The following is a 13,100-nucleotide window of genomic DNA, read 5'->3' on the forward strand; positions in this document are numbered from 1 at the left end:
ATATCCCCCTGCCTGGCAGAGGGAGTATTTAAATAAGATGTTTATTTGGCGATAACCATCAGCGACGGATAGCGCGTTTATTCTCCGGCGTGGCTTTCGTCGTTTTAGGCGTAACGTGGACACGGAACAGTTTATTCTGCTCAGTTCCCTTAATAATATATTTATGCTTTTCAGCGTTGGTATTATTCAGATCGGTGAACCTATCTGGTGTCCCGGCATCCGCCATCTGCCAGGTAAAGTTATAATTACTGACCTCACACTCAGCCGCCGCTGTGGCGGCACATTCCAGTACCACTTCAAGGGTGCCGCCTACCACTGGAGTGTTGGCGTCATTGGTACCGTTGAGTTCATCAGTCGGTTTACCACTTTCATTCACCACATTGATAGTGACAGAACGTAGCTTATTAGAAATTGTACCGTCTGCGGCGGAGTCGCCGCTCACCCCAGAAGATGCAGAAGTTAATAAGACAGTGGCAGGCAAGAATGCACTATCCGGCGTCCCCGTTGCCGTCTTAATCCGGTAAACGATTTTAATTTTTTTACCGCCTGCATAAGCAGGAATGGTAAAAGCCGTCCCGGTTGCCGCCGGGGTTCCAGAAGGATCGGCGGCCTCATTATCCACCAGATACCATTTAATATCGTCGGCATTATTCATTTTATCCAGCGATAAGGGATCCCCATCCTCATCCTCAATAAAAACATCCGCTATCTGGAGGGTTGAACCGGTCGTCAGTTCCCCAGACACTTCTATCTTTTTTGCATTAGTAGTTGCCACAGGACGGTGACCAACAGAAGCAGGCGTAGCAGAAGAAGCCATATCATTGGCTCTGATATTCGCCACCGCCTCTACTGAGACCACGGATGCACAAATCGCTAAAGCTAATAAAGATTTTTTGAAGTACAAAACAATTCATCCCTTTTATTAAATCATTAGAAATAATTATGAGATTTATAATCTCACGGGCTAAAAATTCAGGATTATTCAATCATTTTAACCGTCTGTGAAATTATGCCCTTCGCCATGCCAATTACTTAGCTTTACTGGCAAAAGCCGATCTCCAAGTGTAAAGTTTATTCAGAAACGTCAAGCAATTTAAATCTTTCTTGTTTTGCCAGAAAAGCTAACAACCCCCCACTGGTTTAATAACACCGTATGTCAAACACCTTAAATGTTTATATTTTCGGCTTCAATAAAGAGGAATGATGATGAAAAGAGCCATAATAGTCTCAGTATTAGAGCAAATAGAAAAAAATCTTGAAGAGAGGATTGATATTGAAAAGTTGGTTGTTATAACAGGTTATTCGCGAAGGAGTTTGCAGGATTTTTTTAAAGAAAAGTGTGGCGTCTCTATCGGAAAATATATCAGACAACGCAAGTTGAGCAGAAGCGCCACTCTGCTAAAGCTGACCTCTCAGTCGGTCACAGATATCGCGTTCAGAATGGGGTTTGATTCAGTGCAGTCCTATAGTCGAGAGTTCAAAAAAACATTTGGCGTCAATCCCAATAACTATCGCAAGGCTGATTTCTGGGATCTCAGAAACCTACGGCCTCCCTACTGGCTTGACTGTGATGGGCATTATCAGTTCGAAATTTGTCAGCTTACGTCAAAAGAAATTTTCGGATTTCAAACATCTCATCAGATCGCAACAAATGACCTTCCTAAAAAAGCGTCGCCTATAAAATGGAAAATCATTCATGAGACGCTCAGGACGTGGGGCGAAAATGTGTATTGTCTCTCGTCTTTTAAGCCGGATAATACCAAAGACCAGGTCATCGCCGTAAGCAGTTTTTTTGGTATGGAACATAATTCCGTCGATGGAGGAAAAATACCCATGTCGAGGGTAATAAAATGTGGTAAATATGCAAAATTCCATTTCGTTGGTCATAAGGAACAATATCAACAATTTTCCAATACAATATATATGTGTATATTGCCAAAACTGAATATTATCAGAAGAGAAGGAGAAGATATTGAATACTTCCATTTGGCATCCGTCCAAAAGCAACAGAATAATGAATCCATTGTCGATCTTTATTATTACATCCCTGTACTGTAATGACTTCGTACTATCCACGCATTTCATCTGAAAAGTCTTCTCTTTTCAGAACGGTAATAAAACTCTCAGTATTGATTCTGGTAAAATAAGTGACTATTAATATAATTAACGTTTTGAAAGAATTAAAAAAAATAAATTGCGTGCACGCGACACCGGGGACAGATTTCTGACAGTACTGTACGGTGTAGTGATCAGGTAATATTGGCTACAGTTTACGGTAAAAGCAAAGTCCATACTTTAACTATTAATGGGAGTATGCTGGCCGGGCGGCTTGCGGGGCCTTCATGCTCCCACATTTACAATGTTGGTATGATTACATTCTCTCTATACTTTACTGTGCTAACCTTTTATCTCGTTGAGATACCGTTTAATTTAAATGTTCTCTTTTTGATGTACATTATAAGAGGAGACATTATTCATATTTTCGAAATCAGGGCAGACGATATGTATACAACCATCAGAAACACAACGCTAGCAATGGTAGCTTGTTTTTCGTATATCGCACATGCCAGTACCCACCCTCCTCTTATTATCACCAGGGGAGCCGGAGGAGACGCCTCCGGAGCCGCAGTCATTCATGATAATTGGCGGCATGGCACTCCTGACCTGGTCAATCTTACCGATATCCCCATAGATAAAATCAGACCAGAAAAATACCGTTGTGTACTGATTATTGGGCAAGGAGCTATAAAAGAGATGCTTCTTGCGAACAATGCCTCAGCAATACTTTCCGGAAAAACTGTTGGTCTTTATACTCATCTGATCGATCAGAACACGCTCAGATTACTTCGGCAATTGCAGAACAAAGTGAGATTCAATCTCTTTTTTACCCGCTCGCAGATAACTCTACTAAAACTAAGGAACATTTCAGAATATAATTTTTTGAGTTCTAAAGTAAATAATGTCTGGGGACAAGACTCACTAGCAATTGAAACAGTGGCACCTGACAGGGGTAATATACCGGAAAAAGCGCTTCCCCTCAAAACAACGGATTATGTGATCTGGCTGGGTGGAAACTATACTACCTCTTCTGGTACGCAGCGTATCTTCACAAACGATCAGATTGTTGTAGCCCTGAAACCACTACATAATGTTATTTCACCAAATGCATCGATTGCTATTATGCTTTCACCACGTTTTTTTGATAATAGCATGAGTAAAGAAGCAAAAGTTAAACGACTGAAGGCAGTGCTTAACACCTTTTCGCAAAATAGGGTCACATTTTATATGAGTAAGGAGATGCTTGCTAATCTGAAAGAATTTGATTTGCCTGTTCAACTATCCCCTTCTTACGCAGAGCTGATGCGAATGCCCTGGGCCAGCGCTACCCGGCATTTTGCCTCTGTGGATCAATATAACCTGTTTGCTGATCTCATACCTAAAGTCACGCCGTTTCTTCTTGAACCGAATGATGCCGATCAAGCTCTCTATGCGACGGATTATCTTAATACCCGGCGTGTAAGTCTGACCCAAAATATTCTTAACCATGGTTGTGACTAAATAAAACGCGCAGAATCCGGGATAGTTAGCAATCCAAAACAGACCGTTAGCCATGAGTACTGTTTATCTTCACTATACAGGGAACAACCAAATAACTGACAACACAAATCAAGCCGAGACCCGGAATTCGGCTATACAGGCGCTCTATTCAATTCAGGCCCAGAAACAGTCCGGTACCCATACTGGACACGGCCTCCCAACTGCTTTAGCGCATTACCAGTCCAGCTTCGATGCGCCTTCTGTCGTCTGCACTATTTCACTGGTTTTAATAACGCGATGATAACCATAAACATCAGCGTATTTCGTCATTCCGGTTGCGGTGTCAACCTCCGGCTTACCCTGCGTTTCAATAATCTCTCCCGTCCGGGTCGTCATGGTATAGGTCGTTGTACATCCGGCTAGCATCAACACTGATAAGCTAAGTACCGTAATAAGACTACACTTTTGCATTTCTTGTTTCCCTGACACCTCTATTTTTGATGTACTTTACCGAATACCGCAACGGCAAGATGGATGATTAGGGCTATTGCTCCCTGTTTGTCCGTATCTGACTGGCTCAGGTTTTTTGATGCGCTGCGTTAATCCGGCAGTAATCGCTCCAGCACATCCCCAGCCAGAAGCACGCTCTCCTGAAGACGCTCCAGGCTATACCCCGCTCGCGCCTTGGCGGAAAGTCCCGCCATTAGCGTCCCCATAAAGTCCGTCGTCCGGTCAGCCTCTTGCGGATACCGCATGGCGACATAAGTGCGAATCAGGTTTTCAGCAGCGATGTAAAACTCGCAGGCGGCCTCTCGTGCCGGTTTATCGTTACAATGAGCGCCCTCCAGAACCAGACATCCGGTGGCATCAGGATCGGCAGCGTAACGTCTTGCCGCTTCCATCAGCACATCGATAAGACACTTCGCGGTCGGGCGATCGTGACGCAGAAGCGCCCCGAGCGGAATCGCGTCGGTCATCCTGTAACGCTTTAATACGCGAGTATACAGCCCCAGCTTGCTGCCAAACGCCGCATAGAAACTGGGAGGATTGATCCCGAACGCTTTTGTCAGATCCGCTACGCTCACCGCGTCGTATCCGCGCGAATGAAATAAGTGTTGAGCGGTTTCAATGGATTGCTCCGGATCGAACTGGCGAGGGCGACCCGGCGTTCGGCTATGTTTTGTAGTCATTACTACATAACTCCTTGACGGCATGATTTCATTACGCATATTGTAGTGACTACTACAATATCATAAAGGACATCCTGATGATGCTATTTCGCAACAAATCTGTACTGGTTTTAGGGGGAAGTCGTGGTATCGGCGCGGCTATTGTACGACGCTTTAGCGCTGACGGCGCATCGGTCGTTTTCAGCTACGCCGGATCGCGTGAAGCCGCCGAAAAACTGGCAGCGGAAACCGGAAGCACCGCCATCCAGACGGATAGCGCCGATCGGGATGCCGTCATCAGCCTCGTGCGTGAGTACGGACCACTGGATATTCTGGTCGTCAATGCGGGCGTGGCTCTCTTCGGCGATGCGCTGGAACAAGATAGCGATGCGATAGATCGTTTGTTCCGTATTAATATCCATGCGCCTTACCATGCGTCAGTCGAAGCAGCCCGCAACATGCCGGAAGGTGGACGCATTATTATTATCGGTTCCGTGAATGGCGATCGGATGCCCATACCGGGAATGGCCGCGTACGCTGCCAGTAAATCAGCCCTGCAAGGGCTGGCGCGCGGCCTGGCCCGTGATTTTGGCCCCCGCGGGATTACGATAAATGTGGTGCAGCCAGGCCCCATTGATACCGACATCAATCCGGAAGATGGCCCCATGAAAGAGCTGATGCACAGTTTCATGGCAATCAAACGACACGGAAGACCTGAAGAAGTGGCTGGAATGGTGGCATGGCTTGCCGGTCCGGAAGCTTCTTTCGTCACCGGCGCGATGCACACCATCGATGGTGCCTTCGGCGCCTGACGGCCAGGCGAATATCACACGGTTGCCGTCTACGCTCCGGCAACCGTGTTAGAAGCTGTTCATGCGAGAAAACATCCGCAAGCGCCGGGATCAATCGTGGATTTTAACGCCAAGACAACCGCGAACAAATTCAGGATTAAAATGCTTCACCGCTTCGCCAACGTAGCCTAAATCAAGGGCGTTGATTTGAGCCATTTCGTTATCCGTTAGTGAGAAATCCCAGATGGCAAAGTTCTCTTCAATACGTTCCTGTCGAGTGGATTTAGGAATAACCGTGACGCCACGCTGCACGTTCCAACGCAGGACAACCTGCGCGATGGTTTTTTGATGGGCATCGGCAATCCTTTGAAGCATGACATTTTCATACGGTTTATGTCTCCCGCCGCCTAACGGTGCCCACGCTTCAGGCTGAACGTTATAATGCTTCATGGTTTCCAGCGCGGCGGGTTGTGCAAAGTATGGATGCAATTCGACCTGGTTTACCATTGGCGTAATTCTGACGGTTTCACAGAAGTTGGCTAACACATGCGCATAGAAGTTGGACACGCCAATGGCTTTTAGTTTACCGGCTTCATAAGCGTCTTCCAGCGCGCGCCACGCGCTAAAATAATCGCCCATTGCCTGATGCAATAAATAGAGATCAAAATAATCTAACCCGGATTTTTTCAGCGACGCTTCAATACCTGCTTTGGCCAGATCGTAGTTAGCCATATCTTGCACCCACAGTTTAGAAGTAATAAATAACTCCTCACGGGTACACAGACCTGTCGCGATGGCTTCACGAACAGCGTCACCAACGGCATCTTCATTGCCGTATACCGCAGCGGTATCGATAAGACGATAACCGCTGCGAATAGCGCTTAACACTGACTGCTGACATTCTTCTTTGTCGGTTACCTTAAAAACGCCAAAACCCACCATAGGCATTTTAAGGTTGTTACTTAATATTGAATATTCCACGCTAAAGCACCCTTTCGTCGTAAAGACGCCATGATAAGAGCAAAATACAGGTACAATGAGTATTGTTAAATCCGATTATATTTATACAAAAAGTTCATTAATAACAGTTGTACAGATTTTTTATTGCATCCAAACGTTCAGTGCTTGCTATATCCTCGCCGTGTAGCACCTGTTTGATAATGCCTTTTACTTATGCGTCAAAAACCAGTACCGTCATTTTGACCGTCTGTGAAAAAGTTTTCTGAACAGGCAATGCGATATCCGGAATAATATTTTTTAGCGAAGAGGCTCCGGCTGGCTCAGCGCCGTTTTGCACCAGTCATAAAAAGCGCGTACCGCAGGCGACAGAAACCTGTTTTGCGGATAGACCAGCGCAAGCGGCAAATCATAAAAATGGTTGTCCATGCAGGTCACCAGCGCCCCGCTGTGCAGATACGGCGCAACCAGATAGCTGGCGACGCGAATTAACCCCAGCCCCTGTATTCCGGCCTGAATATAAGCGTCCGTATCATCGACAACCAGCGTCTCCTGCACCCGCATCGCGTAATCCTCCCCCTCACGCGTAAAAAACCAGTCGGTGGTACGCCCGGTGCGGTGGTTCAGGTAGCCGACTGCATGGTGTTTTTGCAGATCATCTAAATTTTCAGGGCTACCGTAACGCTCAATGTAAGTGGGCGATGCTGCTATCACCCAGTTAAAGCTGGCAAGTGGACGGGCAACCAGCGTGGTGGAATCATCGATTCTGCCGGCCCGAATCACGCAGTCATACCCTTGAAGGATAATATCCTCCACGCTATCGCTGGAACAAAGTATCAGCTCCAGCTCCGGATACTGGCACAAAAAGGCCGGGAGCGTAGGAATAATGCAATGCCGGGCGAGAGATTGCGGCATCCCCACTTTAAAACGCCCTTTGGGTTGTGCCGCCCGGCCAGGAAATGACGACTCCATGGCCGCGATATCTGCCAGCACTCTTTTGCACTCTTCGTAGTAACGCCGCCCCTCTGCGGTCACGCTAAGTTTGCGGGTTGTACGTTGCAAAAGTTGAATCTTAAGCCAGGATTCCAGTTCTTTAACCACTCGCGATACCGTTGAGCGCGGCACGCCAAGCACTTCGGCGGCTCTGATAAAACTATGGGTATCCACTACGCAAACATAGACCTGCATCGCTTCCAGCTTGTCCATTTTCCCCCCGCCAATTATCCCATTTATCAGAACAGTCTAACCCGTCTTCGGCGTCTTATCGAACGCAGATCCCTGACGTAATCTCTATCTACAGGTGAATCAACACAGAGAGGCGCAAATGAAACAATCCAATAATCAGGTGGGTGAAAAAGTATTGGTGCTGGGCGCGGGACAACTGGGGGCGTCAGTGCTGGCGTCGTTGGTTCCGGCGATCACACAGCGTAATGGTTCCGTTTGCGTTATTGTGTCAGGGCGATCCAGGGATAAACAGAGCAAACGACGTTCCAGCATTCATCAACAACTGGCGGATGCCGGTGCGCGGTTTATCCCGGTCGACATCGCAGACAGTTCGGTTGCAGCGTTAAAAGATCAATTCCACGGTTTTGATACGATCATCAATTGTATGGGGTTTGTCGCCGGTGCGGGTACCCAGATAAAAATCACCCGCGCGGTACTGGAGGCGGGCGTTAAGCGCTATTTCCCCTGGCAGTTTGGCGTGAATTACGATGTGGTCGGCAAAGGCAGCGGCCAGCCGGTGTGGGACGAACAGTATGACGTCAGGACGCTTTTGCGCGAGCAAAACGTCACAGAGTGGGTGATTGTTTCAACCGGTTTATTTACCTCTTTTCTCTTCGAACCGGCCTTTGATGTGGTCAACTTAGACCAAAAAACCATCAATGCCCTCGGCGGATGGGAAAGGCAGGTCACCGTCACGTCGCCTGCGGATATTGGTCGCCTGACCACTGAAATTTATCTGCATCAGCCGCGTATCACTAACGAAGTCGTCTTTGTTGCGGGGGAAACGACCTCTTATGCAAAACTGGCGAAAACGGTCGAACGCGTGACGCAGCAAACCTTTACCCGAGGTGTATTGACGCTACCTGACTTACAGGAGCAACTCCGTTTACATCCGCATGACCCAATGCTGCGCTATCGCGTCGCCTTCGCGCGTGGTGACGGTATGTGGTGGCCGATGAGTGACACCTGGAATGCACAACATCATCTGCCGACACAGGATATTGCCACCTGGCTGAAAACACAGCAATGAGAACGGCGGCATCAGGCGCTCGCTTAATCCCCATGCCTTCTGCCAGCATCAGGCGGCGGGCGTGGCTACCTTGAGTTAACAAGAAACCAGTACGCATCAGTGCTTCACGATATACATTGTACGGCTATAGGCCACATCTTCCGGGTTAGTAATGGGGTATCCCTTTACCCACGGTTTAATTAACCGGCCATTGGTATACTGATAAATAGGTGCTATAGGCGCTTGTTCCGTTAAAATTTTCTCCGCTGCATTGTAATCCGCGTTACGCGCTTCGGCGGTATTTTCCATCGTCGCTTGCGTCAGGATTTTGTCATAAGTCGGATTAGTAAAGCGTGAAATATTCCCCGTATGCGTGGACGTTAATAAGGATAAGAAAGTCGACGGTTCGTTGTAATCACCCACCCAGGAGACGCGAATAACATCAAAATTACTGGTATTCCGGCTGTCGATATACGTTTTCCACTCCTGGTTTTGCAATTTCACATCCACCCCCAGATTTTTCTTCCACATTGACGCCACCGCAATCGCGATTTTCTGATGGTTTTCTGAGGTATTGTAAAGCAGAGTTAATTTAAGCGGCTTCTGCGATCCGTAGCCTGCTGCACGCAGCAATGTTTTCGCCTGGGCGTTAAGTTCTTCCTGACTCATTTGTTCAAACGGTGAAGGATCGGGCTTAAATCCTGCCGTGACATCCGGTGTAAAATGCCAGGCCGGTTTTTCACCGGTACCTAAGACTTTTTCCGCCATCAAACGGCGATCAATGGTCATACTTAGCGCCAGACGAACGCGGGAATCCGCCGTCGGCCCTTTCTGCGTATTAAACGCATAATAATAAGTCCCTAATTGCGGCGGCGTATAAACTTGCCCTGGAATATCCTTCAATAATTTCTGGTACATATTTTTAGGGAAAGATTCGGTGATATCAATATCACCGGCAAGATAGCGTTTCGTCGCAGCCGACTCCTGGTTAATGGGTAAAAATGTCACTTTTTGCAGTACCGTTTTCGCGTTATCCCAGTAATGCGTATTAGGCACGACCACCAGTTTTTCATTTACCACGCGCTCTTTAAGCACATACGCGCCATTGCCAATCAGTTTTCCCGGCTTCATCCAGTCTTTGCCGCTTTCGACATTCGCTTTTTGGACCGGATAAAAGGCAAAACTGGCGGTCAGACTGGCAAACCAGGGCAACGGCTTGTCAAGCTGAACACGCAAAGTGTGCGCGTCCACGGCACTGACGCCAAGCTGATCCGGCGTGACTTTACTGTCGATAATGGCTTGCGCATTAGTGATGCCAGCCAGAGCGGCAAACCAGGCGAAGGGGGAAAGCGTTTTGGGATCAACGAGGCGTTGCCAGCTATAGACAAAATCCTGGGCGGTCACCGGCGTTCCATCGGCCCATTGCGCATCATCCCGCAACGTAAACGTCCAGATACGATTATCATTGCTCTTCCACTGGCTGGCGACGCCAGGGATAATTTCACCCTTTTCGTTCTGGTTAACCAGCCCTTCAAACAGATCGCGGATCACCTGAATTTCAGGCAGCCCAACGGCTTTCGCTGGATCTAACGAAGCGGGCTCATCTTTGATATGACGCACCAGTTCTTGTTTCTCTGCCAGTACCGTTCCGCCGGGAACATCCGCAGCATATGCCAGGGAAAAGCTGCTAACCAACAGCGCACAACAGGTTACTGAAACAGAATGCCTCATAGAAGTTCCTCAAAGATGAGTTAAATGACAACGTAATTATTTGTTTCAGCAGAAAGAAATGCAATTATCTTCCGCCAGAAAGTTGATATCGCGCCATACAAGAGGGTAAATAGAAACCATTTGATAATCGGCGGGTTTTACACAACACTACGATGATTACCCTACTGGTCTCAGCTTCGGGAAACGCGTATGACTGTCACCCGCCCCCGTGCCGAGCGCGGCGCATTTCCGCCAGGCACTGAACATTATGGACGTTCGCTACTAGGCGCGCCGCTAATCTGGTTTCCGGCGCCTGCCGTCAATCGCGAAAGCGGCCTGATACTGGCTGGCACCCACGGGGATGAAACCTCATCCGTGGTGACGCTCTCCTGTGCGTTACGCACCTTAAATCCGTCCCTTCGCCGTCATCATGTCGTACTTGCCGTTAATCCTGATGGCTGTCAACTGGGGTTAAGGGCAAATGCGAATGGCATTGATCTAAACCGTAACTTTCCCGCCGCCAACTGGAAAGCGGGTGAGACAGTTTATCGCTGGAATAGCCGCGCGCAAGAGCGTGATGTCGTGCTGCTAACCGGCGACCATCCCGGCTCAGAACCGGAAACCCAGGCGCTTTGCCAGTTAATTCATCGACTCCAACCCGCCTGGGTCGTCTCTTTTCACGATCCGCTAGCCTGCATTGAAGATCCACGTCGCAGCGAGCTAGGCGAGTGGCTGGCCGATGCGTTTGCGTTGCCGCTGGTGACCAGCGTAGGTTACGAAACGCCCGGTTCGTTTGGCAGCTGGTGCGCCGACCTCAACCTGCACTGCATTACCGCCGAGTTTCCCCCTGTTTCCGCCGATGAAGCCAGCGAAAAATACTTGCTGGCGATGTCGAATCTGCTCCGCTGGCATCCTAAAGATGGAGTTGACCCGTCGTAAAGCGTAGCGCAGGCTCAACATCAACCGCCAGCCATGTTGGGCCATCAAGATCGGCGAAGCTCACCTGCGGCATAAGCGGCAGCGCGGCGCTAATCGCTCTTGATGTACAGAGCATACAGCCCAGCATCAGGCCGAATCCTTGCTCCCGCGCCTCCGTTGCCAGCGCCAGCGCCTCAGTCAGACCGCCGGTTTTATCCAGCTTAATGTTGATCATATCGTAGCGCCCCGTCAGGGCTTTCAGACTACTGCGAGTATGGCAGCTCTCATCTGCACAGATGGGCAACGGATGAATAAAATTTTCCAGGGCGGCGTCATCCTGCGCGGGCAGCGGTTGCTCCAGCATCGCGACATTCAGATCCGCCAGTAACTGGCAACGCGCCGCCAGCCCTTCTGGGCGCCACGATTCATTGGCGTCCACAATGAGCGTCGCCTCCGGCACCGCCGAGCGGATCGCCACCATACGTTCGCTAATCAGACGAGCATCGAGTTTAATTTTCAGCAACGTCGCCCCTTTTTTCCATAGTGCCGCCGCACTGGCAGCCATCTGTTCCGGCGTGCCTATCACTACCGTTTGCGCGGTAGTAAAAACCGGGGACGGCGTCACGCCGAGCAGCCCGGCAAGGCTTTGCTGCCGCTGGCGGGCCTGCAAATCCCATAAGGCGCTATCCACCGCGTTGCGCGCCGCGCCTGCCGGCAACAGTTTCTGCAATGCTTCGCGAGTCAGCCCGTTTTCCAACTGAGGCACAATACTCATGATTTGCGCCATGACCGAGGCATCACTTTCACCATAACGTGGATATGGCGTACATTCCCCGATGCCTTTTACGCCCTCTTCTTCCAGTTCGACAACGACAACATGCGCTTCGCTTCGGCTACCACGCGCAATAACAAAAGGCGTATGTAACGGCCAGGTTTCCTCATATACCTTAACAGATCTCATCTCTTCCCCTCTGATAGCGCCGGACGCGGCTTGCTACAAATAGTATTTGCCGTGTTAATGAATAATGACTTAAACTGGATTTCGACGTTAACTATAAGTAAATAGGAACATAATTATGTCACAGACTGTACATTTCCAGGATAACCCGGTCACCGTTGCCAACGTTATTCCGCAGGCTGGTAGCAAAGCACAGGCTTTTACTCTTGTCGCAAAAGATTTGTCTGACGTTTCCCTCAGCCAATATGCAGGCAAACGCAAAGTGCTGAATATTTTCCCAAGCATTGATACTGGCGTATGCGCCGCATCAGTTCGTAAGTTTAATCAACTGGCCACAGAAGTGGAGAATACCGTCGTATTGTGCGTTTCTGCTGACCTGCCTTTTGCACAGTCGCGTTTTTGCGGCGCGGAAGGCCTGAGCAACGTTATTACGCTTTCCACTCTGCGTAATAACGAGTTTCTAAAAAACTACGGCGTCGAAATCGTTGACGGCCCGCTGAAAGGTTTGGCGGCGCGCGCAGTCATCGTGCTTGACGAAAACGACAACGTTATTTTCAGCCAGTTGGTGGATGAAATCACCCACGAGCCGGATTACGACGCCGCGCTTAATGTCCTGAAGGCATAAGCCAGCGCCTGCTGGCGCTACGTTTGTCAGTGCTACAGGCGGTGCTCTTTTGTCACAAGAAGGCCTCTATCCGGAGGCCTTCTTTTTTTTGTCTATGGAAAACCCCCAGCTAGGCTGGGGGTTCCGGAAAGCTTTCAGCTTTAAGCCAGTTATTAAAACCCCTTTTGATTTGTTAAAACATCTTGCGGTCTGGCAACTGCAA

General features: G+C 48.9%; 13 protein-coding genes. 6 read left to right on the forward strand and 7 right to left on the reverse strand.

Annotated elements, in window-relative coordinates; translation table 11 throughout:
- Nucleotides 1-58 precede the first annotated feature (58 nt).
- On the reverse strand, nucleotides 59-904 hold the full coding sequence (gene zirU, locus AAYN39_RS06680; protein WP_000273672.1) for a two-partner-like secretion system exoprotein ZirU: 846 nt from the start codon (nucleotides 902-904) through the stop codon (nucleotides 59-61).
- A gap of 296 nt (nucleotides 905-1,200) precedes the next feature.
- On the opposite strand from zirU, the gene AAYN39_RS06685 reads away from it, so the two are divergent.
- Together AAYN39_RS06685 and AAYN39_RS06690 are read left to right on the forward strand one after the other, a co-directional pair.
- Entirely contained in the window at nucleotides 1,201-2,058 is an 858-nt protein-coding gene (locus AAYN39_RS06685; protein ID WP_001768272.1) for a GyrI-like domain-containing protein, read from the forward strand.
- Between the two features lie 390 nt (nucleotides 2,059-2,448).
- A complete protein-coding gene (locus tag AAYN39_RS06690) occupies nucleotides 2,449-3,558 on the forward strand; it encodes a hypothetical protein (RefSeq protein WP_001803345.1) in 1,110 nt (369 codons plus the stop codon).
- A gap of 213 nt (nucleotides 3,559-3,771) precedes the next feature.
- Here AAYN39_RS06690 and AAYN39_RS06695 read toward each other — a convergent pair whose 3' ends face one another.
- Together AAYN39_RS06695 and AAYN39_RS06700 are read right to left on the reverse strand one after the other, a co-directional pair.
- The gene (locus AAYN39_RS06695) at nucleotides 3,772-4,008 is read right to left on the reverse strand and encodes a YgdI/YgdR family lipoprotein (protein WP_001168017.1); all 237 of its coding nucleotides are present in this window, start codon (nucleotides 4,006-4,008) and stop codon (nucleotides 3,772-3,774) included.
- A gap of 128 nt (nucleotides 4,009-4,136) precedes the next feature.
- Nucleotides 4,137-4,727, reverse strand: coding sequence for a TetR/AcrR family transcriptional regulator (locus tag AAYN39_RS06700; protein ID WP_000208481.1), 591 nt, complete (start codon nucleotides 4,725-4,727; stop codon nucleotides 4,137-4,139).
- A gap of 77 nt (nucleotides 4,728-4,804) precedes the next feature.
- Between AAYN39_RS06700 and bdcA the strand changes: the two genes are divergently transcribed.
- Nucleotides 4,805-5,518 carry an SDR family oxidoreductase gene (bdcA, locus tag AAYN39_RS06705; RefSeq protein WP_000979081.1) on the forward strand — a complete coding sequence of 238 codons (714 nt, stop codon included), beginning with the start codon at nucleotides 4,805-4,807 and terminating at the stop codon, nucleotides 5,516-5,518.
- 90 nt (nucleotides 5,519-5,608) lie between these two features.
- Here the strand turns inward: bdcA and AAYN39_RS06710 are convergent, their stop codons facing one another.
- Nucleotides 5,609-6,478 carry an aldo/keto reductase gene (locus AAYN39_RS06710; protein ID WP_000456775.1) on the reverse strand — a complete coding sequence of 290 codons (870 nt, stop codon included), beginning with the start codon at nucleotides 6,476-6,478 and terminating at the stop codon, nucleotides 5,609-5,611.
- 276 nt (nucleotides 6,479-6,754) lie between these two features.
- Nucleotides 6,755-7,660 (reverse strand): LysR family transcriptional regulator, encoded by a 906-nt coding sequence (locus AAYN39_RS06715; protein WP_000359197.1) that lies wholly within the window; start codon nucleotides 7,658-7,660, stop codon nucleotides 6,755-6,757.
- A gap of 118 nt (nucleotides 7,661-7,778) precedes the next feature.
- Between AAYN39_RS06715 and AAYN39_RS06720 the strand changes: the two genes are divergently transcribed.
- Entirely contained in the window at nucleotides 7,779-8,708 is a 930-nt protein-coding gene (locus AAYN39_RS06720) for an aromatic alcohol reductase (RefSeq protein ID WP_000814344.1), read from the forward strand.
- A gap of 96 nt (nucleotides 8,709-8,804) precedes the next feature.
- Here the strand turns inward: AAYN39_RS06720 and AAYN39_RS06725 are convergent, their stop codons facing one another.
- Nucleotides 8,805-10,418, reverse strand: a complete 1,614-nt coding sequence (locus AAYN39_RS06725) for a peptide ABC transporter substrate-binding protein (protein WP_001216556.1) — start codon at nucleotides 10,416-10,418, stop codon at nucleotides 8,805-8,807.
- Between the two features lie 189 nt (nucleotides 10,419-10,607).
- Between AAYN39_RS06725 and mpaA the strand changes: the two genes are divergently transcribed.
- Nucleotides 10,608-11,336: a murein tripeptide amidase MpaA gene (gene mpaA, locus AAYN39_RS06730; protein WP_000219125.1), complete on the forward strand. Its 729-nt coding sequence runs from the start codon at nucleotides 10,608-10,610 to the stop codon at nucleotides 11,334-11,336.
- Here mpaA and ycjG read toward each other — a convergent pair.
- The gene (ycjG, locus tag AAYN39_RS06735; protein WP_001258077.1) at nucleotides 11,311-12,276 is read right to left on the reverse strand and encodes an L-Ala-D/L-Glu epimerase; all 966 of its coding nucleotides are present in this window, start codon (nucleotides 12,274-12,276) and stop codon (nucleotides 11,311-11,313) included. The genes mpaA and ycjG overlap by 26 nt on opposite strands.
- A gap of 115 nt (nucleotides 12,277-12,391) precedes the next feature.
- Between ycjG and tpx the strand changes: the two genes are divergently transcribed.
- Nucleotides 12,392-12,898, forward strand: coding sequence for a thiol peroxidase (gene tpx, locus AAYN39_RS06740; RefSeq protein WP_000084375.1), 507 nt, complete (start codon nucleotides 12,392-12,394; stop codon nucleotides 12,896-12,898).
- The last annotated feature ends 202 nt before the right edge of the window (nucleotides 12,899-13,100 follow it).

Source organism: Salmonella sp. K21076, assembly GCF_039650795.1.
GTDB lineage: Bacteria > Pseudomonadota > Gammaproteobacteria > Enterobacterales > Enterobacteriaceae > Salmonella > Salmonella enterica.